Genomic DNA, 25,270 nt, shown 5'->3' with positions numbered 1-25,270 from the left:
ATGACAACACTGGTGTTGGATGCGCAAACCGGAATCAGCGGCGATATGACTGTAGCCGCCTTGCTCGACTTGGGGGCTAATTTTGAAAAGCTGCAACAAGTTCTTGCGACCCTACCCGACCAACAATTCCAGATTGCTGTTTCTCGGGTGAAGAAAAATGCATTGAACGCTTGTGACTTTAAAGTCACCCTGACAAACGGCGCCGCGGATACAGATCATGATATGAATTATCTTTTCGGTGAAAAGGATCACCATCCGCACACCTGCCACCATGAACACCCAGAAGCTTCAACAGAGGCTCATGATCACGAGCACCATCATCATGATCATCGTCACTTGGACGACATCTTCAGGCTATTGGATCAAACATCCGCAACCGATCGGGCAAAAAGCATCGCAAAGAAAATCTTCACAATCGTAGCTGAAGCTGAGGCCAAAGCTCATGGTGTAAACATTAACGAGGTGCATTTCCATGAAGTAGGGGCGCTTGACTCTATTGTCGATATTCTCTCAGTTGCTGTGTTGATTGACGATTTGAATGTCGATCAGGTTATAGTGACCGCTCTGGGAGAAGGTTATGGTGAAATTCGCTGTCAACATGGAATTTTGCCCATCCCGGTCCCAGCGGTTTCTCATATTGCTGAAGCGCATGGACTAACACTATCTCGCATTGACTGCAAAGGTGAATTTGTGACGCCAACCGGGGCTGCCATTGTTGCCGCCCTCAAAACGGCCGAACAACTTCCGCAACGCTACAAAATTTTGAAGTCAGGCCTTGGAGCCGGAAAACGAAATTACGACCGTCCAAGCCTTCTAAGAGCCTCACTCATCCAAGCAACAGGCGATCAATGCGGACAAGATAAAGTCATTGAGTTATCAACCAATATTGATGATTCGACGGCCGAAACCCTTGGCTTTACTCTTGAAAAACTCTACGCTCACGGCGCACTTGAGGCTTGGTTTACACCGATTTATACGAAAAAATGTCGTCCGGCCTACATACTGTCAGTGTTGTGCAAACCGGATCAGCAAGAAAAGTTGGAAAACATTATTTTTTCCAATACGACAACCATTGGTATTCGTTCTCGAGAAGTCTTTCGCCGTATCTTAAAGCGCCATCAGTTGACTGTTCAAACACCCTATGGCGATGCGGAAGTTAAAGTTTGCGAAGTGCCTGATCAAGATGGAGTATTTCACACTCGCTTTTATCCTGAATATGAAACCGTAAAACGATTGGCGAAAGAGCACAATCTTGATCTGCCCGGTCTTTACCGTTTGGTACAAAATGCCGCTGAAAATGCCTGATCTAAAAACAGTCCTTAGCCATTTTGATGCTATCGTGACTGAACCTGTAATGGTCGCGTTCTCAGGTGGCGCCGATAGTGTCTTAGTCCTCAAACTTGCCCTTGAGGCTTCTCGTGGCCGCTTTCCCATTTATGCTTTGTATGCTGATGCGCCTTGGATGCCGAGAATGGCGCTGGTAGAGGCTGAACAAATCGCCCGAGATCTCCAAGTCAAGCTTGAAGTTATTAACATTAACTCTCCCGCTTCTATCGGTATCGAAAACAACCCTCAAGATCGGTGCTACCGGTGCAAAAAAGCCATTTTTAAAGCTTTTATGGATTTTGGACAAACACACAATGTAAAAATCCTGTTAGAGGGCACTCAATTAGATGACTTAACGAAATACCGTCCGGGATTAAAAGCTATTGCTGAATCAGGGGCCCGCAGTCCGCTAAAAGAATTAGGACTGCACAAATCAGATGTAAGAAAACTATTGACACTTTGGAGTCTCTCTGCCTCGAAAAAACCATCCGGATCTTGCCTGGCCACTCGTCTGCCTTACGGACAAACACTTTCTGTCCCTATTCTCAATCAGATTGATCAAGCAGAAAATTGTCTCCGATCATTTGGCTTAGGAATTCTCCGTGTTCGCTCACACGGCGACATTGCCCGAATAGAAACAGACCCCGAATATTTTTCTTTCGTACTTTCGAAACAAGCAGATATCGTCAGAAAACTAAAGAGTCTAGGTTGGAAATACGTCACCCTGGATTTAGAGGGTTTTCGCTCCGGCAGCATGGATTAATTAGAAAAAAATATCTTCTCTTAATCTATTAATCACCAATCAAAGGCTTATTTTTCTACATCACCAAAAATTTCGGTATTTCGTCATAGATTTTCAACATATTGGGAAACTGTAATGGATTTTTAGAGTTAAACTAAAAATACCTTTTAACTTTACTGAGAAAGGAACAACCCATGTCCACAATTCTCGATCCCATCAAAATGTGGGAAGACCTCCATAAGATTCCTGAGTTGGCTATGCAGGAAGTGAAGACTTCTGCCTACGTTACGAAGACGCTTCAAGATTTAGGCATTGAAGTGCAAACCGGCATCGGCGGCACTACTGGCGTAATGGGCGTCATTAAAGGCGCCGAACCCGGTCCCGTAGTGTTATTGCGCGCTGATATGGACGCCTTGCCTTTTACCATTGACGGGAAAGAATGCGCCATTCACGCTTGCGGCCACGACTCCCATACAGCCATGTTGCTTGCTGCTGCCAGTCGCCTGAAGGATCGCGTCAAGAAGGGTACTCTCAAATTGCTCTTCCAACCGGCTGAAGAATCCATCAGCGGCGCTCTTGCCATGATCAAAGCCGGGGTCATTGATGATGTGGATTATGCGCTCGGCGCCCATATCCGCCCAATTCAAGACGTGCCCGCCGGTCAAATCTGCCCGGCCGTCAACCATACGGCTTCCAGAACATTAAGAGTCACAGTTCATGGCCGAAGTGCCCACGCTGCCCGCCCCCACTTGGGTGTTAGTGCCCTCGACGTAGCCTGCGCCATCGTTCAAGGCGTGCAAAACATGTGGTTTAATCCAGCCGGTATTTGGTCTATGAAGGCCACGCAATTGCACGCAGATCAAGGCGCCACAAACTCCATTCCTGAAACGGCCACGATCACCTTCGATAACCGCGCGCAAACGAATCCCATGATGAAGGATTTCTCTGAACGCTTTGCTAAACTCGTTGAAGGCACGGCTACCGCATACGGAGCAACCGCGGAAATCACTGAGCTGGGAGCATGTCCGGCTGCCGAGTATGACGAAGACTTCAAGCAAATGGTGATCGATTCGATCGTTCGCACACATGGACAAGAAGCTGTCGCTAAGGACTGCGGCGGCGGTGGCGAAGATTTCCACTACTATAAGATGCATAAGCCCACAATGAAGGCTGCCTACTTTGGTTTAGGTGTTGGAGCAACGCCGGGCCTTCACGCAGCAACGATGCATTTTGACCCGCAATACCTCCCGATGGGAGTTGATGTGATGGTCGATGTGGTGGAACACTTGATCGGCTAATTAACAATCACCGGCAATGAAATGGGGAGTCTCAAACTCCCCATTTTTTGTCTTCCGATATAAAGCTACAGCGGCAGCAGTTGCGATTGTTCCATTAAGTGGGCGCGCAAAAGTTCAGAAGCTTTTTGAGCATCCCCCATGCGAATCGCCCGCAAAATCTCTCTTTCCTGTCGAGCGATATCCAAAAAGAATTGCCTATCCATGTTGGCGATACGGTGTGAAGTTTTTTCAAAGTACGTCACCAGCACGCCTGAGAAAACCTGAAGCACTCGGTTTCCGCAGCCTTCCAGAAGCAACAAATGGAATTCTCGGTCAAATTTATCGGCCACCAGCGGTTCATCGGCGTGCTCTTCAATCTTATTGAGCGTACCTTCCAAACGGGAAGCCAACGCCGGCGTGATGCGACGGCTCACTAACGGCATAAGAGAGCATTCCACCAAAGCGCGAGCTTCAATAAATTCCTGCACGTCAAAGTTAGCCACGTCAAAACGCATCTGAATCTGGTTGCGCAAACTGTTAGCGCCCACTTCACGAACCGTCGTGCCGCGCTTTGGTGTCCGAACCAGAATTCCCATTTGGGTCAAAATGTCCAACTCTTTACGAATACGGTAGCGGGTCACACCGAAACGCTTGGCCAATTCCGTTTCCGTGTCAATGCGTTCGCCATTTTTTGCTTGTTCCTGCAAATGATCACGGATTTGTTCAAACAAATTGTCATTTTGTTGCATTTTGTTCGAGACCTTTGAAAAATTGTTAGCGATCATTATAGGGAGATTTTTGACTACTCTTTGATTATTCAACAAAAACTAAGGGTTTTTAATGATGGACACCTAACCTAATTGTCGACAAATTGGTGATTTCCCGATACGTAAAATGCGATAATTTAAGCCTATATGTCGGCCTAACCATTTGAAAAATGTAAAATAAATCGCTCTTAATTTTTCTTCTTCACAAAGTTGTTGGCATTTGTTGAAAAAGATCGACGTTTGAAAATCCACGAAAAGACGCCTACGATTAGCCGAAAATACATGGAGCTTACTGAGCTCCCCTCTTTTTATCACTTCTCCAAGGAATAAAAAATGGTTGATGTCCAATTTTGGCTCCAACTTGCCGTCGTCTTATTCTGCTTGGCTGTCGGCGGTCGTTTCGGCGGCGTAGGTTTAGGTGCTGCAGGTGGCTTCGGCGTGAGCATCCTTGTTCTCGGCTTCGGTATGCAACCGGGCTCTCCTCCCGTTTCCGTCCTTTTGATTATTACCGCAGTGATTGCCTGTACGAGTGTCTTGCAGGGCTCGGGCGGTTTGGATTATTTGGTCGGTTTAGCTGAAAAATTACTTCGCAAATGGCCGCGCGCTATTAACTTTGTGGGCCCGGTGGTTTGCTCCATCTTCGTGATTTTTGTGGGCACCGCTTACGTGGCTTTCGCCGTATACCCGGTGGTGGCTGAAGTGGCGGCCTCGGCAAAGATTAGACCGGAAAGAGCTGTTTCAGCGTCGGTAATCTGCGCAGGCATTGGTGTGATGGCTAGCCCCATGAGTGCCGCCATGGCTGCCATGGTGGGCGTTATGTCCGCTTACGGCTACACACTGCTCGACATTCTGTCGGTTTCCGTGCCCACGTATTTCATCGCTCTGCTGGCCGCTTGCTTGTCTGTGAACTGGCGCGGCTGTGAACTCGAAAAAGATCCCGAGTTCATCCATCGCGTGCAAACGGGCCAATACACGGAACTGCATGTTTCCACGACCGATCATATTTACAAGGAACCAAGCAAGGGTGCCAAGATCGGCGTGTTGATTTTCGCTATCGGTATTTTGACCTCCATCACCATTGGCTCGTCTGAAACCCTGCGTCCGTCTTGGGAAATTGCGGGCAAGATCAGCCAATTACCGATTCCGTCTTTGATTCAAATGGTCATGTTGGCTACCGCCTTGGTGATCATTGTTGTCTGTAAGGTACCGAGCGACAAATTTGCTTCCGGCTCCGTTTTCCGCTCCGGTTTGATCGGCGTGGTTGGTGTCTTCGGTATTTCCTGGTTAACGGGTACCTTCTTTGACACGCACAAGGATGTGTTCGTTCACTACTTCTCCGATATCGCCAGTTCTTCGCCGATTATCTTCTGCATCGTCTGCTTCTGCTTTAGCTCGGTGATTTTCTCGCCGACCGTCAGTACGACGATTTTGATGCCGATCGGCTTGGCTTTGGGCTTAAGCCCGCAACTCTTAGTCGGTATTTGGGCTTCCTGCTACGGTGACTTTGTTATCCCTGGCGGCGCACAAATCGGTTGTACGGCTTTTGACCGTACCGGTACTACGAGGTTAGGCAGTTTTGTGTTTAACCACAGCTACATGCGACCGGGTCTGGCCTTTGTTGTGGTCGGCACGGCTGCCGGTTGGTTCATCTCACAAATCATGCTCTAACCTATACGGTTAAAACAGTTGCGTTAACGGAGGACTCTTGATGAGTCCTCCGTTTTTTCTACCCCTTAAGAATGACGCATAATTCCCTCAAAGATACAAATCGACACAAATCATTAACAAATTCGCCATTGATTGGATACAGCTCAATCTCTTTTTATTAGGGCAAGTTTGAATCGAATTAAGGAAAATTCCCTACCCATTTTGTAAAAATTTAAGGGTTAACCCTAAACACTTTTTAACATTTTTGTAAAGATAACAGAAAGATATATCCCTAGCTCAAAAACAAAACGCTCGAGACAAGAAAAAGTAGCGTTACATGTGTGAAAATTCGCAGTGCTTAGAAAGGTTACGGAAACGTAGCCTCTTCTATTGTTTAAAAGAGAAAATAAAGGAAACTTACCATGGTTGGTACTGACTTTTGGCTACAACTAATCTTAGTGTTGGCATGCTTGTTCTATGGTGCCCGCAAAGGTGGTATGGCCCTCGGCCTTTTGGGTGGCGTGGGCTTGATCGTTTTGGTTTTCGGCTTCGGCCTTAAACCGGGTAAACCGCCGGTCGACGTGATCCTCACGATTTTGGCCGTGGTTTGCGGTTCTGCTACTTTGCAAGCCGCTGGTGGTTTGGATTGCTTGCTCCAAATCGCTGAAAAGATTTTGCGTAGAAATCCCCGCTACGTCTGCTTCCTCGCTCCGTACATCTGCTGGTTCTTGACCATCTTGTGCGGTACGGGTCACGTCGTTTACACGATGTTGCCCATTATCTATGACGTGGCTATTAAGAACAACATCCGTCCGGAACGCCCGATGGCTGGTTCCACGATCGCCTCTCAAATGGGTGTGATCTGCTCGCCGGCTGCTGTGGCTGCTGTTTCCATGATCGCTTTGATGGAAGGTTACACGATCAATGGCCAACACTTCGGCTTCATTGACCTCTTCTCCATCACGATTCCTGGCGGCTTCTTCGGTGTGTTCGCTGTCTGTTGCTTCTCTTGGTTCCGTGGTAAGGACCTCGACAAGGATCCGGAATTCCAACAATTGATTTCCGATCCGGAAATGAAGAAGTATGTCTACGGTGATACGACGACCTTGATCGGCAAGAAGTTCACGGGCAAGCAATGGCTCTCTTTGGGCTTGTTCATCGGTGTGATCGTTATCGTGGCTATCCTCGGTATGTTCCCCGAATTGCGTCCGAAAGGCTGCTCGATGACCTTGGCTATTCAAATGTTCATGTTGGCTGCCGGTACGTTGATGGTTATCTTCTGCGATGTTAAGGCTTCTGACGTGGCTAAGAACAGCGTGTTCCGTGCTGGTACCGTCGCCATCGTGGCTGTGTACGGTGTGGCTTGGATGGCCGATACGATGTTTGCCGCTCACTTGAACGACTTGAAGGTCGGTTTGACCGAATACGTTAAGGTTTATCCGTGGGCTTACGCTATCGTGTTGCTCTTGGTTTCCAAGTTGGTGAACTCTCAAGCTGCCGCCGTTGCAACGATTGTTCCGGTTGCCTTGGCTGTTGGTACGCCTCCGGGAATCGTGGTCGCTTTCTCTGCCGCCTGCTACGGTTACTACATCCTTCCGACGTATCCGTCTGACTTGGCTGCTATTCAATTCGACCGCTCCGGCACGACCCATATCGGTAAGTTCGTGATCAATCACTCCTTCATCCTCCCGGGCTTGATCGGTGTGTTCACGGCCTCTATCGCCGGCTACATCTTCGCTGCGATGTATGGTTTCGTTTAATCGATAAACCTATCGCGAGTAAATAGCGAATGACGGACGGCAAGTAGTTGAACTCTTCAATTACTTGCCGTTTTTCTTTGACCGTATCATTATTAAAGAATGGCGCCGATTTAACGCTCCCCTTTGTTAAAGGCGTCGATATAACAACGTTAAGGAGATAACGAGAAATGGCTCAAGCTGTTGAATTTAAATACGCTCCGATGTTCCAACTCGGTAAAGACGACACGGAATATTACCTTCTCACCAAAGACTACGTGTCTGAAGGTGAATTCGAAGGTCATAAGATCCTCAAAGTTCAACCGGAAGCTTTGACCCTTTTGGCCAAACAAGCTTTCCACGACACGAACTTTATGCTCCGTCGCGCTCACAATGAACAAGTGGCCAAGATTTTGAAGGATCCGGAAGCCACGGATAACGACAAGTACGTCGCTCTTTCCTTCTTGCGCAACGCTGAAGTGGCCGCCAAGGGTGAATTGCCCTTCTGCCAAGATACCGGCACCGCCATTATTCACGGCGAAAAAGGCCAAGCCGTTTGGACTGGTTTCTGCGATGAAGAAGCTCTCTCCTTGGGCGTTTTCCAAACCTACACGACCGACAGCCTGCGTTACTCTCAAAACGCTCCGTTGTCGATGTACGAAGAAAAGAACACCAAGTGCAACCTTCCCGCTCAAATCGACATTGAAGCTGTTGAAGGCAACGAATACAACTTCTTGTGCGTAGTGAAGGGTGGCGGTTCTGCCAATAAGAGCTACCTCTACCAAGAAACCAAGGCCATTTTGAACCCGAAGACACTTGTTCCCTACCTCATTGAAAAGATGAAGAGCTTGGGTACGGCTGCCTGCCCCCCGTATCACATCGCCTTTGTGATCGGCGGAACGTCTGCTGAAAAGACAATGCTCACGGTGAAGTTGGCTTCTACGCACTTCTATGACAACCTGCCCACGACTGGTGACGAAACGGGCCGCGCTTTCCGCGACGTCGAACTTGAAAAGACGCTCTTGGAAGCTGCTCAAAATATCGGTTTGGGTGCTCAGTTCGGTGGAAAATACATGGCTCACGACGTGCGCGTCATTCGCTTGCCGCGCCACGGTGCCAGTTGCCCGGTCGGTATGGGCGTGAGCTGCTCGGCTGACCGCAACATCAAAGCTAAGATCAACAAGGATGGTGTCTGGATTGAAAAACTCGACTCCAACCCCGGTGAATTGATCCCTGAAGAATACCGCAAGGCCGGCGAAGGCGAAACGATTAAGATCGACCTGAACCAACCGATGTCGGAAGTTTGCAAGGAATTGAGCAAGTATCCGGTCTCTACCCGTGTGTCCTTAACCGGCACGATCATTGTGGCTCGTGACATCGCTCACGCCCGCATGAAGGAATTGCTCGACAGTGGCAAGGAATTGCCCCAATACATCAAGGATCACCCGGTTCTCTACGCAGGTCCTGCCAAGACGCCTGCCGGTCATCCGTGCGGCTCTATGGGCCCGACAACGGCTAACCGTATGGACCCGTATGTTGACCTCTTCCAAAGCCATGGCGGCTCTATGGTGATGATCGCCAAGGGCAACCGTACGCAAGTCGTGACCGATGCTTGTAAGAAGCATGGCGGCTTCTACCTTGGCACGATCGGCGGTATCGCTGCGGTGCTTTCTGAAAGCTCCATCAAGAGCATCGAATGCATTGAATGGCCGGAACTCGGTATGGAAGCTGTCTACAAGATTGAAGTGCAAGACTTCCCTGCCTTCATTTTGGTGGACGACAAGGGCAATGATTTCTTCAAGCAAATCAAGCCCCGTTGCACGATCAAGTGCGAAAAATAACCAGTAGACTGTCTCACTGAATAGGTGAGAATCTACTTTTGATCGCCGTTTCCGTTATGGAAGCGGCGATTTTTTATGCCAGGCGATAGAACAAATTTTTCGCTCCGATAGAAATTAACCTACTTTTACACAGTAACGTCTTTTTGGGATCATAAAGGCATTGACACTGCCGATTTTGGAAAGAATAATAAGGACGTAGACAATTTAAATATGTAGGCAGGCTCTTTTTTATAAATGAGCCAACGGGTTGTTGTGTGTCTCGATTATTTAAATACCCGTATTGCCGGAAACGATTACTTTTATTTTTGATAACTCGGAGCCCATTATGAAAACCGAATGGAGAGGCTTTAAAGGAACCCATTGGGTCGACGATGTCGATGTGCGTGACTTCGTTCAAAACAACTACACTCCCTATGACGGCGATGATTCGTTCTTAGAGCCGCCTACTGAAGCGACCTCTAAGCTTTGGGATCTTTTGCAAGGCTTACAGAAAGAAGAACGTGCTAAAGGCGGCGTGCTCGACATGGAAACGGAAATTGTCTCCGGCATTACCGCTTACAAAGCTGCCTACATGGGCGAAGGCACTAAGGATCTCGAAAAGGTTGTCGGTTTGCAAACTGACAAGCCCTTAAAGCGTGCTTTTATGCCTTTTGGCGGCATCAAGATGGCCGAACAAGCTTGTGAAACCTACGGCTATAAGCCCAATCCTAAGTTCCACAAGATTTTCACGGAATACCATAAGACTCATAACCAGGGTGTGTACGATGCCTATACGCCTGAAATGCGTCTTGCCCGCAAAAACAAGATCATTACGGGTTTGCCTGACACCTATGGCCGTGGCCGTATTGTCGGTGACTACCGTCGTGTCGCCCTTTACGGTATCGACTTTTTGATTGCCAAAAAGAAAGAAGACATGGCCCATTGCGGATGCGGCATGATGACCGACGAAATCATTCGTCAGCGTGAAGAAATCACCGATCAAATTCGCGCCCTTATGCAGATGAAGGAAATGGCTGCCGACTACGGTTATGACATTTCTGTTCCGGCCAAGAACGCTCGCGAAGCTGTTCAATGGCTCTACTTTGGTTACTTAGCCGCTATTAAAACTCAAAATGGCGCTGCCATGTCTGTCGGCCGTATTTCCACGTTCTTGGATATCTACATTCAACGTGATTTGGCTGAAGGCACGCTCACGGAATCCGAAGCCCAGGAATTGATTGACCACTTGGTGCTCAAATTCCGTATGGTGAAATTTGCCCGTATTCCGTCCTATAACCAATTGTTCTCGGGCGACCCGGTGTGGGCTACTTTGGAAGTGGCGGGCCTTGGCATGGACGGCCGTTCCATGGTCACCAAGAATGACTTCCGCTTCTTGCATACCCTTGAAAATATGGGACCGTCGCCGGAACCGAATTTGACGATTCTGTACACGAAGCACTTGCCTAAAGCTTTCCGTGACTACGCCGCGAAGATTTCGATCAACACATCTTCTGTTCAGTATGAAAACGATGATGTGATGCGCCCGATCTGGGGTGATGATTACTCCATCTGCTGCTGCGTATCCGCTACGGAAACCGGTAAGGAAATGCAGTTCTTCGGTGCTCGTGCCAATTTGGCAAAGTGCATGCTCTACGCTATTAATGGCGGCGTTGACGAACAAACGCTCATGCAAGTGGGTCCCGAATTGCGCCCGATCACTTCCGAATACCTCGACTATGACGAAGTGATGGAACGCTTTGACAAGATGATGGATTGGTTGGCCGGTCTCTACGTGAACACCCTCAACCTGATCCACTACATGCACGACAAGTACTACTATGAAGCTGCAGAGTTGGCCTTGATTGATACGGACGTGCGTCGTACGTTTGCGACCGGTATCGCTGGTTTCTCGCATGTAGTCGACTCCCTTTGCGCCATTAAGTACGCTAAGGTCAAGACCGTGCGTAACGAACAAGGTGTGGTCATTGGTTACGAAACCGAAGGCGACTTCCCGCGCTACGGCAACGATGATGATCGTGCGGACTCCATCGCCGTGTGGCTTTTGAAGACCTTCATGAAGAAGCTTCGCAAGTTCCACACATACCGCAACTCCGAACCGACCACTTCGATTTTGACGATTACGTCCAACGTTGTGTACGGCAAGGCTACGGGCGATCTTCCGGATGGCCGCAAGTCAGGCGAGCCGCTCTCTCCGGGTGCCAACCCCAGCTACGGCGCGGAACAAAACGGTTTGCTTGCCTCGTTGAATTCTGTGGCTAAGCTTCCCTACGAATACGCTTTGGACGGCATCTCCAACACGCAAACCATTAGTCCCGACGCTCTCGGCCATTCGCTCGAAGAACGCGTCAACAACTTGGTTCGCGTGATGGACGGTTATTTCGAACGCGGTGCCCATCATCTCAATGTCAACATTTTCGGTACGGAAAAGTTGATCGATGCAATGGAACACCCGGAAAAACCTGAATATGCGAACTTCACGATTCGTGTGTCTGGCTACGCTGTCAAGTTCATTGACTTGACCCGTGAACAACAACTCGACGTGATTTCTCGTACTTGCCACAAAGCGATGTAATTTGACAAACCGCACGCCATCAGTCCGTACAACGCGGATTGAGTGGCGTGCATTTTTTTTGTGATTGTCATGACCCTTGCACATGTTCACTCTTATGAAACGTTCGGCTCTGTAGACGGCCCCGGCGTGCGTTTTGTTCTCTTTTTACAGGGCTGCAAAATGCGCTGTCAGTACTGTCACAACCCCGATACGTGGAAAATGGGTATCGGCGAACAAAAAAGTGCTCGCGAGATCTTAGACTTTGCCTTGCGCTACAAGTCGTATTGGGGAGAAGACGGCGGAATTACTGTCAGCGGCGGGGAGCCGTTGCTGCAAATTGACTTCCTTTTAGAATTTTTCAAAATGGCCAAGGCCGAAGGGATACATACCACCATTGATACAGCCGGCTGGCCTTTTACCCGAAAAGAGCCATTCTTTTCCAAATTTAAAGAGCTGATGCAATTGACCGATTTGGTTATGCTCGACATTAAGCATATTGACGATGCCAAACACCGAGAATTGACCAAACAGTCCAATGCAACCATTCTGGATTGTGCTCACTATTTAGACGAGATCCATAAAGATGTGTGGATTCGCCATGTGTTGGTACCAGGGCGAACCGACGAAGACGAAGCGCTACAAAAGCTGTCTGATTTTATTTCTACTCTCCACAATGTCAGAAAAGTAGAAGTACTACCCTACCATTCTTTCGGCATGTACAAATGGGAAGAGTTGGGGTTAAAGTATGAACTCAAGGATACGCCGACTCCGTCTACTGAGCGGGTGATTAATGCTGAGAAAATCCTGAAGACGTCTTCTTATCGTTAAGATCTGAAAGCCATCTCTAAAGGCGTGCTCATCATAATTTCAAGCTGAACGTGTTTTGGATGTGTATGGTTGACCGGAGCTCACTACGGATAGCTGCAGGCGCGGAGTCATCGTGGGCGCAATTAAGACCCATCTGAGATTAATTCTTGCATAAATTGAAATTTCTGAATTAGCGGGCGATCGTAAGACACTTCAGGAAATTTTTGACGAATAGTCAATTCTCACCCCAGAACCAACCATTCTTCACTTGACCTGTTTAAGGTAGCCTCCCGAAGAATCTCGGGAGGCTCTTTTTTAGATAAATTAAATGGAGTAACCGGCTTTACGGGCAAAACGAACCGTCGCATCCAAGAAACCTTGCTTGGATCCACAGTCATAGCGAATACCGTCAAAGCGGTGAGAGTACGTTGTATTCAGATTCAACTGACCGGCGATAGCATCCGTTAATTGGATTTCTCCGCCAACGCCCTTTTGAACTTTCTTTAAGCGTTCAAAGATTTCCGGCTCCAACACATAACGACCGATCACAGCAAGGGTTGAAGGCGCATGATCAGGATCGGGTTTTTCAACCATTTCGTGTACCAGGCTTGTGGTCGCAAGACTATCTTCGACTCCAACAATACCGTACTTTTTCGTATCAGCCTTCGGCACATCCTGAACCGCCAAAATATTTCCACCGCCCAATTGCTTGCGCGCTTCAATTAACTGACCGATGGCAGACTGTTGAGCATCAATTAAGTCATCGGCCAACATTACGGCAAAAGGTTCATCTCCAACCACGGGTTGAGCGCAAAGAACCGCATGACCCAGTCCCAACGGTTCTGGCTGACGAATATAGATGAAAGTCACGCCCATCGGCGCAATAGAGCGAACCGTTTGAAGTAATTCTGTCTTACCCTTTTCAATTAATTCTTTTTCCAGCATCGTAGCCTTATCGAAATGATCTTCAATGGCTCGTTTATAACGCCCAGTGATAAAAATCATTTCTGTAATACCGGCTGCGTACGCTTCTTCTACCGCATACTGGATTAAAGGCTTATCCACGACCGGCAGCATTTCCTTAGGCATTGCTTTTGTCGCCGGTAAAAAACGAGTTCCGAGCCCTGCGACCGGGAATACAACTTTGCGAACGTCTTTCATCTTTTATGACTCAAAGAATTAAAATACACAGCCGTTAAGTATATCGAATCCTCTTTCAACTAAGCCTAAAGACCTAGGATTAATACCCATGCAAAGCGAACAAAATGTAACCGTCATCGGAGATGTTCACGGTTGCCTACCAAGCTTATCCCAACTTTTAGAAAAAATTCCAGAAAACTCTCCACTGATTTTTATCGGGGACCTCATTAATCGGGGACCTGCATCGTTGGAAACGTTGCGACTTGTGTATTCCATGGGAAAACGAGCGACTTTAATTTTGGGCAATCATGAAATGCATCTGCTCGCGACAGCTGCCGGCGCCGGCAAACCCAACCGCAGAGACACTATTGATGAAATTCTGGCCGCTCCAGACGCTGAAAAATTGATTGATTGGATTCGTCACCAATATTTACTTTATGACTGGAAAGATTACACCTTCGTTCATGCGGCAATCGATCCGGCCTGGTCTTTAAAGAAAGCTCGCGCTCTAGCTTGCGAAGTTCAAGAACATTTACGAAGTGATCATTGGAAAGATTACTTGCAGGAAATGTATGGCAAAGATCTTTGGGACAACGACTTAACCGGTTCCGCTCGCATGCGAGCTATTTTGAATGGTTTTACACGAATCCGCTTCGTGGACAAAAAAGGCGTTCCCGATTATAAGGCCAAAGATTCTCCCAACAATACACCTAAACATCTAATACCTTGGTTTGAGTGCTCTCACAGAAAAACAAAAAACGACAATATTGTGTTTGGCCATTGGTCAACACTGGGACTTGTTATTCAAGAGCACATCATTGCACTGGACACAGGTTGCATATGGGGCGGAGCGCTAACTGCTGTCGTGCTGCCTCAAAGACAAATCATTCAAGTAAAAGCGCCCCAATATTGCGATCCTTTTGCTTAATTAGGCTTTCTCGAGAGTTCCGACAGCATCACAGTGGTGATGCACATTGTCGGGATAATCCTTCATCGGGTCGGTCACTCCCATGGCAGAACTCATCAGCGCGGAAGCCTCGCATGCGACCTCGTGGCGAGTTTTACCCTCCACGTTAATCGTGGGCAGTACCTTTAGAGTCACCGCGAGTCCTGGAGTGCTGCATATTGTCCAAAGGCATTTAAAAATGGAAATGTTTGCGTAAGATGCCTTGGTGGTTTTAACCCCATTTTCCGTATAACAAATCGCAACCGGCAACACCGGAGTACATGACAATATTGCCGGTTCAATCAGATTTGGTTTAAGAGGTAAAAGAGAAACCCCTTCACTCGTCTTCCCCTCGGGAAAAAGCATGATGGTTTGATGTTGCATCAAAGCGGCGCTAATTTGCTCATTCACGGAAATGATTGAACGGCGATTCTTTCTCTGGATAAAAAGCGTATCCACTCCCTTAGCGATACGACCGAATACTGGCCAACCGGCGATCTCGCTTTTGGCGATAAAGCGACCGGGTTTCATGGCATTAAGCGCGAAAATATCCACAAAGGAAATATGATTGGCAACAATCAGGCAGTGGCTCTTATAAACGTCCCCTTCAACAGAAAAGCGCATCCCGATCATGTCAATAAAAGTTCGGGCCCATGTTTTGATAATTTTTCGTTTGGCTTCTGGCTTTATCCATTGAAGATAAAACAACACCAGTAAAATACAGGCTAAGGCAAATAAAAGCGCCAAGATAAATCGAAAAGAACCAACGATCTTATTCATACGTCAACAGAAGTGGATTCATTAAAAAACTGCTGCAAGATGATACACGCTGCCTCATCGTCTATAAAGTCTGCTTCACTATCAACAACGGCCGAGGAATAACGTTCATCAATTCTGTTAACCGGCAAATGAAACCGACCCTCAAGTTGCCTTGCAAAACGCTCACATCGATTTGTCATTTCGTGAGAATGACCATCAGGATGCCTAGGTATTCCTACAACAAAAGCCACCGGCGACCATTCTCTCACCAACGCGTTTATTCCATTCCAACGAGATTGAACCGTCCGGGAATCAATAATCCGGTAGGGACTCGCTTGCCGCGTCAGGGTATTTCCAAGCGCAACACCTATTCTTTTCTCACCGAAATCAAAGCCAATAATTACTCCGTCGCTCATGCGTGCCCCACTTCTTCTCCCCACGCTTCCAGTGTGGTTGAATCAATACCTAAAAGTTTCAACGCCTTCTCGTAACGCTCTTCAATCGGTGTGTCGAAAATAATTTTTTCATCCGCTGGCGCAATCAGCCAACCACTCACGGACAATTCCGCTTCCAACTGCCCCTCGCTCCATCCTGAATAACCAAGCGAGAGCAAGAATTTTTCAGGAACGTCTTCACAAGCTCCGATCGCTTCTAAAACATCACGGGATGTCGACAAATATATTTGATCCGTCACCTGCATGGTTGAGTGATATTTCTTATTGGCGCTGTGCAGCACAAAGCCTCTTTCTATCTGAACAGGCCCACCGTCGTAAAGGAAAATTTCTTTTAGCGCCGGATTCTTATTTTCAATCCCGATTCTTTGCAAAAGCGATTCCACACTGAGACGAATGGAACGGTTAATGACAATCCCCATCGCCCCGCTTTTTGTATGCTCGCAAAGGTAAACAACCGTCCCGGCAAATGTCGGGTCTTTCATATTGGGTGCTGCAATCAAAAAATGATCTTTATAGGAAACAAATTCTGCCATTCTGACTTTCCCCATCATCCTAACAAAAGAGTATTTTTACACATCTGTCACGCCTGCGCTATGATGGAAGAATTCTGTTACTTTGAGATGCATCATGGTTGAAAACGTCCTCGAACAATTAATCGATCTTTTCAAAACAGGTCAGGCTCAATTCCGGGTTCTGGAGCATGCCGCAGGCGGAAAATCCAGCCAATCTGTTGCTGAAATTCGCGGCACAGAATTAGGCCAAGGTGCTAAGGCTTTGGTCTGTCACGTTAAAGGAAACGGGGTAAAGCTTTATGTTTTAGCCGTTTTGCCAGCCGATAAGCAAGCTGATTTGGCAAAGCTCGCCCAAGCTCTTGGCGGACGCAGGGCATCTCTGGCTAGCCCCGATGAGGTTAAAGAATTAACTGGCTGTGTCTTCGGTGCGGTTCCTCCCGTAAGCCTTCACCCGGATTTGAAACTCGTTGCCGATCCGAGCCTTTATGAGCGCTATGATGAATTGGCATTTAACGCAGGCCTGTTGGATCACTCCATCATTATTAAAACGGAAGATTACAAGAGAGTTGTTCACCCTGAACTGATTGACTTCCTGAAAGACAACCCTCCGTCTTAACCATTTGACGCCATTATGATTTTTGGTGTTAATACTCCTTTTCAAGTCAGCTAAAAAGGTCTATCATTGGCGACTTTCTTTTTTAGCTGACTTTTTTATTGCCATGATTGATTACGGCACAGTTCTTCAAGCTGCCCTCACGCCGATTACCTTGATTTCCGGCGTCGGTTTGCTCTTAGTGTCGATGACTAATCGCTACAACCACTCCACTGACCGTTTGCGCCAGCTGTTGCGCGAAAGCGATGCCATCAAACCCCGAAAAGACAATGATCTTGATCACGCCATTGAATTGATTTTTCTGCGTGTGCGACTTTTGCGCAAAGCGATCCTCCTCATTGTTCTTTCCGGTATGTTCAGCGCCCTTTTGGTGCTAATGAGTATTTTTGAAATCGCCCTTGGAGATGATTTCATGGTGCTCAAATCCATTTTGCTTTTGATTGCTATCGTGATGGTTGTGGTATCCACACTTATTTTTGCCAAAGAAGTCGGCACTTCCATGAAAGCGCTGGGCTTGAGCGTTCACCACTAAAGGAGCAGGAACATGGTTGAATATCATCAGATGCTTACCACGTCACTGCCCCCAGTGACATTAATCTCCGGTGTTGGCCTTTTGCTTTTGGCAATGACCGCCCGCTATAACCACTCGACAAACCGTGTGCGCCAGCTGTTGCGCGAGCGCAATTCGATTGCTCCGAGAGAAAATCAAGATCTCAATCATGAAATCGATTTGATTTTCGAGAGAGCTTCTTTGCTGAGAATGTCTATTCTCACTGTCGTTCTTTCGGCAACATTCAGTGGTTTACAGGTATTAGCTGGCATTCTTGAGTGCCTTTTCATGCTGAATCTAGATGTTTTAAAACTCGGGGCACTTATTTTGTCTATCGGTTGTCTGCTTATTTCAACAATTTATTTCGTCAAAGAAGTTTCACTTTCAACCAAAGCTATTGGGCTTAGCGTTGAACACCGCTAAGTGATAAATACCGCCGATTGATCTTTTCTGATTTCAATCGGCGGCATCAAACTATTGAAGCGGCCGTCCCCAGAAAAAGTACACAGCTGAATCATTATCGCTTGTCTGACCAACAGCCAAATATAAGGGACCAAAAATCGAATCGGCTGCCACATAAGCACTGACTGCCTTTTTCCACACACCCAGGTCTTTATCACTTAGGTAGGTAGGCAGCACATCTTCCTGAACCCGCCCCATTTCAAATCCGGCTCCGACGTAAATGGGAAAACCAAAGACATCAGTGTGTTGCAGACGCTTTGATAATTGCAGACGGCCCAAGACCATATCAGATCCACTGTATCGCCCGTAGTAGGCACCGGACATATTGAAAAGTCCTCCCAAAGGATAGCGCCCCGGGATTGTTGAAGAACCGGCCTTGCCGGACAACACACTCACCCAACCATCACCCCAATCCCACGGGAAAATAGTTTCCACATAATAGTCGGAGACCTCGGGATCAGCAGAATTTTCCATCTGGTCATAGCGCCTGGCGCGCGCATCCAAATAAAAACCTTTCGTCGGGAAATTAACATTATCCAGCGTATCGTATTGCCAACTGATTTCGACAAAAGATGCTTCATCATCCATGGAGTTATAGCCGGGGATTTCACCAACAGAAACTTTACTTTGAGCCGAAACATAACCAACACCGGCTTTAAAAACAGAAGCTTTCCCAAGTTCTAAACCTAAAGACAGAGAGCCCTCCAGTGTTTTATTTTTTAGTGTCGCCAGTGCGTGACTGGAGCCGTTGTACCAATCATAGCGCTGGCTTTCATAACGAATTTCAGGCATGAGAAAAAGCGGACTGGCAGCGCCCAGTGGCTGATAAAAACTGGTGGAAAAATAGCTATCTTTCCCAATTTGCGCTTCGTTGCGCCATTCTCCTCCCCAGGAATTTAACCACCCCATGGTATGAGCCACTAGAAAATCGAATGTATGCTCCTGATTAAAGTCCGTAGAAATCTTTCCCCCAACCCGAATGGTGTTGTAACCCCATGGCTTTTCCTGAGGCCTCCAGACTAAAGTTTGAGTCCCATTGGGGCCCGGTTCAAATGTATACGGAACCAACGTGAAATCATCCGTTGCCCAGATTTTTGCGCTCGCTTGAGCGATCTGATCCTCCGTAATGGGCTTTGTCAAATCCAAATCGGCGCTTTTTATAACGCTTTTCGGATTAACCACCTCTAACCCCTGAACTTGTACTGAGGCAACTTGCCTGGCTTGGGGCGGCTGTACCGCTGACTGCCGGGCCAAGTTCCACTGTTCAAACGTTTTTTGTGAAACCGCCAACCGCTTTAACTGAGGTTCATATTTTTGGGCGCTTTTCTCGCCGGCTTCAATAATAGCCTCGGCTTTCTGGAAATCCCCTGCATTGAAACCGGTTAAATCCGTTGTGATCAAAATGTCTTTTTCAGTCAAAAGGGATTTGGAGTGATCCACATTTCTTTCAGTCAAAATGCCAATCATTTGTCCCATCACGCCCGCCACAGAGTGGATGTCTTTGGATTTTCCTAAAGGCGTGCCGGCGTTAACCGCAATGATGATGTCCGCACCCATAGCCTTGGCCTGTTCAACGGGAAGGTTCTGCGCCAATCCACCGTCGACCAGCACATGGTTTTTATAGGGAAACGGAGAAAATGCTCCCGGCACCGACATTGAAGATCGCATGGCATCGGCCAATGTAACGTCCTTTTGCATCACAACAGCCTCTCCGGTATCCAAGTCTGTTGCAATCGCAGCAAAGGGGATAGAAAGTTTTGACAGGTCTGTCACTGAACTGACGTGCCGCGTTATGGATTGTAAAAAGATTTCCAAGTGTTGAGCCGGAACAACAGAGTCCGGGAAAAGTACTCCTTTTTTTGATAACCCTATTTCTTGTGTGCCCAATCCTTTGAAGTCGTCTTGCCTGCGACGCCAGTTAATCTCATCACGATCCGGGCGCAGGGCAAACATTTCTTTCCAATCCACGCCCAAAATAATGTCTTGCATTTGCTCCACGGAATAGCCCGAGGCATAACCGCCACCCACCATGGCCCCCATGCTTGTACCGGCCACAATATCAATTTTTACACCTAGCCGTTCTAATTCACGGATAACCCCAACGTGTGAAAAGCCCCGAGCGCCGCCCCCTGAAAGAACCAGTGCGACTTTGGGCCTGCTAAGCGTTAAAGAGTTTGCATGTTGCACAGTTTCGGCTGAGACAACCGAGCAAAGCACAAGGCTTAACGCAAGCAGTAAGGACTGAAAAACTCGACGAAACATGGACGGATTCCTTTTTAGTCCATCTTAATGTTAATTCGGCACTATTGCAGTATCATTTTCGGTATTTCGACGACTGTAGGAATTTTAAAAATGCGTATTTTGCTCACGGGCGGAGCCGGATTTATCGGTTCACACACGGCGGTAGAAATGACCAAAAGCGGTCATGAGGTGGTCATTTATGACAATTTCTGCAATAGCGACGCCTCCGTCTTAGAGCGGCTTGAAGAAATACTGGGTAAGCCTGTTACCTTTGAGGAAGGCGACATCCGTGACTACAGCCGTATGTACGAAGTGCTCAAAAAACACCAAATTGAAGCGGTTGTACACTTCGCCGGTCTGAAAGCGGTCGGTGAGTCCGTGGAAAAACCGTTAGAGTATTACGACAACAACATCACCGGAACAATTACGCTTTTGCGTGCCATGAAAGATCTCGGCATCAAACGCATTATCTTCTCATCAAGCGCCACGGTTTATGGTACGCCCCAATATTTGCCGCTTGACGAAAATCATCCGTTATCGGTCACCAATCCGTACGGACGCACGAAACTTCAGGTCGAAGAAATTTTGTCCGATCTCTGTGTGAGCGACCCCGAATGGTCCGCCGTTTGCTTGAGATACTTTAACCCGATCGGTGCGCACGAGAGCGGTTTAATCGGCGAAAATCCAAGAGGTATTCCCAATAATCTCTTACCTTATGTTGCCCGCGTAGCCGCCGGTCAACTCGAAGCGGTCCGCGTTTTTGGCAATGATTACGACACGCCGGACGGCACGGGTGTTCGCGATTACATCCATGTTGTGGACTTGGCAAAAGGACACGTAAACGCCGCACAATACAGTTTGACTCACAAGGGATGGATCGCCATTAACTTAGGAACAGGTGTCGGCTACTCTGTTCTCGATATCATTCATGCCTACGAAAAAGCCTGTGGCAAACCCATCCCCTATAAGATCGTCGAGCGTCGTGCGGGCGATGTCGGCAGCAATTGGGCCAACCCTAAACGCGCATTGGAATTACTGGGTTGGAAAGCACAATACGGGCTCGAGGAGATGTGTCGTCACTCTTGGGCTTTCCAGAAAAATTGTCACTAAATTTCTTGGCAATAATGCTTTAATGTCGCACATAAGGCCTCCTGCCAGGAGCGAGGTGCTATTGACAGCTGCGAGCAAAGTTTTTGCGTATCAAGTCGGCAATTAAGAGGTCTCGGTTCCGACGACAAATAATCAGCGGTTTTTGCGCGAACAATATTTTTATTCGAAGCCCAACTTATGCCAGCTTCCTTGAGAACACGAAGAATGTATTGTGCGCACTCATAACGGGAACAAAAACCTTGATTGGCGAAATGATAAATGCCGTGAAGAGGTGTGCCGTTTTTGTCCTTACTCAGTAAAAGGTTAATGACTTCTGCCACATCTCTTGCGCTAGTGGGCGATCCACATTGATCCGTCACGACAGAAACTTCCGATTGTTCCTGCAACCTTTTACAAAAACTCGAAACAAAATTGAGGTGACCAGGAGCGTGAAGCCAGGAAAGTCTGAGAATTAACGCTTGGGAATCGTGTTTTAAAACCAGATCCTCTCCTTTGGCCTTTGTTTTCCCATACGCGTTAACCGGATTCTTCTGATCGGATTCTTTCCAGGCTTTTTCTCCGTTTCCGTTAAAGACATAATCCGTACTTAAATGCACGAAATACGCGCCCAACTCCGAAGCGGCCTGAGCCATCAATGCCGGCGCTTCAGCGTTGACGGTCTGAGCCTCACAAAGATAGCGAGGAGCCTTATCAACGGCCGTAAAAGCCGCTGCATTGACAATAGCCTCGGGTTGCTCACACAAGAGATATCGATAAACTGCCTCGGGATAAAGCAAATCACCACCGAATTGTTGTTTCTGCGGACAAACCCAGTCGAAGTCATCTCTAAAAAGTTCTAGAAGAGAACTTCCTACTTGTCCGCCTGCGCCAAACAAAACGACTTTCAATTTTTCTTTCCCTTAATCGCGTCCAGATGCTTTTTCAGATAAATCCCCGTAACGCTCTTTTTATTTTTCATAATTTGTGCGGGCGTTCCGCAGGCCACGATTTCACCGCCATCTTGTCCTCCGTCAGGCCCCATATCCACAACCCAATCGGCCGAGGCAATGACATCCAAATTATGCTCGATGATTACAACGGTGTTGCCGGCATCACGCAGTTTTTTCACAACCTCAACCAGCATTTTGACATCCTCAAAATGAAGGCCTGTTGTAGGTTCATCCAAAATGTAAAGCGTTTGGGAAGTGTCCTTCCTCGACAATTCCAGAGCAAGCTTCATTCGCTGCGCTTCGCCGCCTGAAAGTGTCAAAGCGCTTTGACCTAATTTGACGTAGCCCAACCCCACATCCACCAAAGTATCCAACTTACGCGATATGATCGGATGCGTGGCAAAAATCTTTCTAGCTTCCTCTACGGTTAGGTTTAATACCTCCGCAATATTGAGTCCTTTATAGAGCACCTCCAGCGTTTCACGATTGTATCGTTGACCATGGCAATGTTCACATGGCACATACATATCCGGCAAAAAGTTCATCTCGACCTTAATAAAGCCTTCACCCTGGCAAGCCTCACACCTTCCCCCCTTCACGTTAAAGCTAAAGCGGCCGGCGTCATAACCACGTTCTCTAGCAGTGGGGGTTTGAGCAAAAAGATCTCTGATCGGCGTAAATAGACCCGTATAGGTGGCGGGATTGGAACGCGGAGAACGACCGATCGGGCTTTGGTCCACACTGATAACCTTATCGAATAGCTCGCTTCCTTCTATGCGCTCAAAAGGCTCAGGCGACGCACTGGCTCGATAAAGTTTTTGCGCCAAAGCACGATAAAGCGTGTCATTGATCAAGGTTGATTTACCAGACCCCGAGACTCCGCTTACAACCGTAATTAAACCCACCGGGATTTCCAAATCCACATTTTTCAGGTTATGCCCCTTGGCTCCTATCAGTCTTAAAGCCTCCCCGGATCTGCGTTTAGGCTTACCCGAAGGCAGCATATTTTTCTCGCCGCTCAAATAAAGACCGGTCAGGGAATTCGGATTATGGGTAATTTGTTGAGGTGTCCCAAAGGCGACAACTCTGCCGCCGTCTTCCCCAGCTCTCGGGCCCATATCGACAACAAAATCCGCCGCCCGAATCGTATCCTCATCGTGCTCAACCACAATGACGGAATTACCCAAATCACGAAGGCGCTTTAACGTTTCTATCAGTCGGTCGTTGTCTCGTTGATGCAGCCCGATAGACGGTTCATCCAAAACATACATCACCCCGGTCAGACCCGAGCCGATTTGACTGGCTAGACGAATTCGCTGGGCCTCTCCGCCCGACAAAGTATCTGCCCGACGATCAAGAGTCAAATAGCCTAATCCGACATCTGTTAAAAAAGTCAATCGCTGCTCAATTGCCGCAACCAACTTTTTCCCAACCTCTGCCTTACTTCCTTCAATCTTGAGTCCTCTGAAGTACTCATGAGCTTGAGAAAGAGGCATGGCTGTGATTTCATAGATGGCCTTTTTATGGTTCCCGTGTCCGATGAAAACGTGTCTGGCCGCCTCTTTTAACCGTGTTCCTTTACAGGCATCACAGACTTTGAGTTCTCGATAGCGGTTTAACTCCTCCCGAACCGCCTCATTTTGAGTTTCGGCATAGCGACGGTTCAAAATAGCGATCACCCCTTCAAAGATCTCTTTTTTATAGGTAACAGTTCCGGCCCGTCGATAGGGCATCTCAATTGTTTTGTCACCCAAACCCCATAACACGGCTTCCTGATCACTGCGCTTAAGTTGATTCCAAGGCGTCTCCGCATCAAAACCAACCGCTTTGGCTACGGCTTCTATCAAATCAAAGTTGTATAGATTTCGCCTATCCCAACCGTGGATAGCTCCCGAGCTTAAAGACAACTCTGGATGACAGACAACGCTTTTTTCTGTAAAAACCATGCTCTCGCCCATGCCGTTACACACAGGGCAAGCTCCCATGGGGTTATTAAATGAAAAAAGTCTTGGTTCGAGTTCTTCGATGCTATAACCACATTCCGGACAGCAGTAGTGACTTGAAAAAGGCTGTCGTTCACCGGTGTCCATATCCTCGATGACCACACGGCCATCGGCCAACTTTAATGCCGTCTCCAGGCTTTCTGCTAAGCGCTGCGAAGCATTAGGGCGAATTTTTAATCGATCCACGATGACATCTACGTCATGCCTTTCCTTCGGATCAAGTTGTGGCAACGTCTCCACCTCATAGCGGACGCCATCGACTTTAAATCGAATAAAGCCCTGAGTCTGCATATCTTGGAAAAAGCGATCAAAGTCTAATTTTTTCTGACGTACGACCGGCGCCAAAACCATGATTTTGCTTTCTGCAGGACCTTGCAAAATACGGTCAACCATTGAGGATACAGGCGTCACCTCCAAAGGCAAGCCATGGATTGGGCAGTAGGGAGTCCCGGCTCGAGCAAACAATAGGCGAAGATAATCCATGATCTCGGTGATGGTGCCGACCGTTGAACGCGGATTACTGTTAACCGCTTTTTGTTCAATGGCAATAGCCGGAGAAAGTCCTTCAATCAAATCGACATCCGGTCTTTCCATCAGATCAAGAAATTGACGTGCATAGGCCGACAAGCTTTCCACATAGCGACGTTGGCCCTCTGCATACAAGGTATCGAAAGCTAAAGAACTTTTCCCCGACCCCGACAAACCCGTGATAACCACCAACTGATCACGCGGAATATCCAGATCAATATTCTTTAGGTTGTGAGTGCGAGCCCCACGAATGTGAATGTCGCCGTGCATACTGTGTCGCCTTCAAAAAGTTAACTTTTGATTTTAGCGTCTTAAGCCCAATACAAAC

General features: G+C 47.7%; 21 protein-coding genes. 13 read left to right on the top strand and 8 right to left on the bottom strand.

Going from position 1 to position 25,270, the window contains the following annotated elements; genetic code table 11:
• From larC to NW199_RS04910, 3 genes are all read left to right on the top strand, one after another.
• On the top strand, positions 1-1,305 hold the full coding sequence (gene larC, locus NW199_RS04920) for a nickel pincer cofactor biosynthesis protein LarC (RefSeq protein ID WP_258333807.1): 1,305 nt from the start codon (positions 1-3) through the stop codon (positions 1,303-1,305).
• 34 nt (positions 1,306-1,339) lie between these two features.
• Complete coding sequence (gene larE / locus NW199_RS04915; protein WP_258333806.1) at positions 1,340-2,089, top strand: ATP-dependent sacrificial sulfur transferase LarE; 750 nt, start codon at positions 1,340-1,342, stop codon at positions 2,087-2,089.
• A gap of 173 nt (positions 2,090-2,262) precedes the next feature.
• The gene (locus tag NW199_RS04910) at positions 2,263-3,366 is read left to right on the top strand and encodes an amidohydrolase (protein ID WP_258333805.1); all 1,104 of its coding nucleotides are present in this window, start codon (positions 2,263-2,265) and stop codon (positions 3,364-3,366) included.
• Positions 3,367-3,431: 65 nt separating this feature from the next.
• On the opposite strand, the gene NW199_RS04905 is transcribed toward NW199_RS04910, so the two are convergent.
• Positions 3,432-4,094 carry a FadR/GntR family transcriptional regulator gene (locus NW199_RS04905; protein WP_022472522.1) on the bottom strand — a complete coding sequence of 221 codons (663 nt, stop codon included), beginning with the start codon at positions 4,092-4,094 and terminating at the stop codon, positions 3,432-3,434.
• Positions 4,095-4,445: 351 nt separating this feature from the next.
• Here NW199_RS04905 and NW199_RS04900 point away from each other — a divergent pair, with 351 nt between their 5' ends.
• The 5 genes from NW199_RS04900 to pflA all read left to right on the top strand — a co-directional run bounded on the left by NW199_RS04900 (position 4,446) and on the right by pflA (position 12,715).
• Positions 4,446-5,780, top strand: a complete 1,335-nt coding sequence (locus NW199_RS04900) for an anaerobic C4-dicarboxylate transporter family protein (protein WP_258333804.1) — start codon at positions 4,446-4,448, stop codon at positions 5,778-5,780.
• A gap of 401 nt (positions 5,781-6,181) precedes the next feature.
• Positions 6,182-7,519, top strand: a complete 1,338-nt coding sequence (locus NW199_RS04895) for an anaerobic C4-dicarboxylate transporter (RefSeq protein WP_022472524.1) — start codon at positions 6,182-6,184, stop codon at positions 7,517-7,519.
• Positions 7,520-7,686: 167 nt separating this feature from the next.
• Complete coding sequence (locus NW199_RS04890) at positions 7,687-9,336, top strand: fumarate hydratase (RefSeq protein ID WP_022472525.1); 1,650 nt, start codon at positions 7,687-7,689, stop codon at positions 9,334-9,336.
• Positions 9,337-9,661: 325 nt separating this feature from the next.
• A complete protein-coding gene (pflB, locus tag NW199_RS04885) occupies positions 9,662-11,908 on the top strand; it encodes a formate C-acetyltransferase (RefSeq protein WP_022472526.1) in 2,247 nt (748 codons plus the stop codon).
• 69 nt (positions 11,909-11,977) lie between these two features.
• The gene (pflA, locus tag NW199_RS04880; RefSeq protein WP_258333803.1) at positions 11,978-12,715 is read left to right on the top strand and encodes a pyruvate formate-lyase-activating protein; all 738 of its coding nucleotides are present in this window, start codon (positions 11,978-11,980) and stop codon (positions 12,713-12,715) included.
• Between the two features lie 303 nt (positions 12,716-13,018).
• Here pflA and galU read toward each other — a convergent pair whose 3' ends face one another.
• Entirely contained in the window at positions 13,019-13,855 is an 837-nt protein-coding gene (galU, locus tag NW199_RS04875; protein WP_258333802.1) for a UTP--glucose-1-phosphate uridylyltransferase GalU, read from the bottom strand.
• A gap of 88 nt (positions 13,856-13,943) precedes the next feature.
• Here galU and NW199_RS04870 point away from each other — a divergent pair, with 88 nt between their 5' ends.
• Entirely contained in the window at positions 13,944-14,762 is an 819-nt protein-coding gene (locus NW199_RS04870) for a symmetrical bis(5'-nucleosyl)-tetraphosphatase (protein WP_249091546.1), read from the top strand.
• On the opposite strand, the gene NW199_RS04865 is transcribed toward NW199_RS04870, so the two are convergent.
• The 3 genes from NW199_RS04865 to NW199_RS04855 are packed head-to-tail and all read right to left on the bottom strand — an operon-like array spanning position 14,763 to position 16,542.
• Entirely contained in the window at positions 14,763-15,560 is a 798-nt protein-coding gene (locus NW199_RS04865) for a lysophospholipid acyltransferase family protein (RefSeq protein ID WP_258333801.1), read from the bottom strand. It lies immediately after the preceding gene.
• The gene (gene ruvX / locus NW199_RS04860; RefSeq protein WP_022472536.1) at positions 15,557-15,955 is read right to left on the bottom strand and encodes a Holliday junction resolvase RuvX; all 399 of its coding nucleotides are present in this window, start codon (positions 15,953-15,955) and stop codon (positions 15,557-15,559) included. The genes NW199_RS04865 and ruvX overlap by 4 nt, the downstream gene beginning before the upstream one ends.
• Positions 15,952-16,542, bottom strand: coding sequence for a YqgE/AlgH family protein (locus NW199_RS04855; RefSeq protein WP_258333800.1), 591 nt, complete (start codon positions 16,540-16,542; stop codon positions 15,952-15,954). The genes ruvX and NW199_RS04855 overlap by 4 nt, the downstream gene beginning before the upstream one ends.
• 79 nt (positions 16,543-16,621) lie before the next feature.
• On the opposite strand from NW199_RS04855, the gene NW199_RS04850 reads away from it, so the two are divergent.
• The 3 genes from NW199_RS04850 to NW199_RS04840 are packed head-to-tail and all read left to right on the top strand — an operon-like array spanning position 16,622 to position 18,092.
• Positions 16,622-17,122: a YbaK/prolyl-tRNA synthetase associated domain-containing protein gene (locus NW199_RS04850; RefSeq protein WP_258333799.1), complete on the top strand. Its 501-nt coding sequence runs from the start codon at positions 16,622-16,624 to the stop codon at positions 17,120-17,122.
• 25 nt (positions 17,123-17,147) lie between these two features.
• A complete protein-coding gene (locus NW199_RS04845) occupies positions 17,148-17,651 on the top strand; it encodes a DUF2721 domain-containing protein (RefSeq protein WP_258333798.1) in 504 nt (167 codons plus the stop codon).
• Positions 17,652-17,663: 12 nt separating this feature from the next.
• Positions 17,664-18,092, top strand: a complete 429-nt coding sequence (locus NW199_RS04840) for a DUF2721 domain-containing protein (protein WP_022472540.1) — start codon at positions 17,664-17,666, stop codon at positions 18,090-18,092.
• A 51-nt stretch (positions 18,093-18,143) separates the two neighbouring features.
• Here the strand turns inward: NW199_RS04840 and NW199_RS04835 are convergent, their stop codons facing one another.
• Positions 18,144-20,393: a patatin-like phospholipase family protein gene (locus tag NW199_RS04835; RefSeq protein WP_258333797.1), complete on the bottom strand. Its 2,250-nt coding sequence runs from the start codon at positions 20,391-20,393 to the stop codon at positions 18,144-18,146.
• A gap of 90 nt (positions 20,394-20,483) precedes the next feature.
• On the opposite strand from NW199_RS04835, the gene galE reads away from it, so the two are divergent.
• Positions 20,484-21,482 (top strand): UDP-glucose 4-epimerase GalE, encoded by a 999-nt coding sequence (galE, locus tag NW199_RS04830; protein WP_258333796.1) that lies wholly within the window; start codon positions 20,484-20,486, stop codon positions 21,480-21,482.
• Here galE and rfbD read toward each other — a convergent pair.
• Positions 21,479-22,369, bottom strand: a complete 891-nt coding sequence (gene rfbD / locus NW199_RS04825) for a dTDP-4-dehydrorhamnose reductase (RefSeq protein ID WP_258333795.1) — start codon at positions 22,367-22,369, stop codon at positions 21,479-21,481. The genes galE and rfbD overlap by 4 nt on opposite strands.
• The gene (uvrA, locus tag NW199_RS04820; RefSeq protein ID WP_258333794.1) at positions 22,366-25,212 is read right to left on the bottom strand and encodes an excinuclease ABC subunit UvrA; all 2,847 of its coding nucleotides are present in this window, start codon (positions 25,210-25,212) and stop codon (positions 22,366-22,368) included. The genes rfbD and uvrA overlap by 4 nt, the downstream gene beginning before the upstream one ends.
• Positions 25,213-25,270: the final 58 nt, after the last annotated feature.

The sequence above is a fragment of the Parasutterella secunda genome (assembly GCF_024733725.1).
Lineage (GTDB): Bacteria > Pseudomonadota > Gammaproteobacteria > Burkholderiales > Burkholderiaceae_F > Aphodousia > Aphodousia faecalis.
Note: the sequence above shows the minus strand (reverse complement) of the source record. Positions and strands in the feature narration are given on the sequence as shown.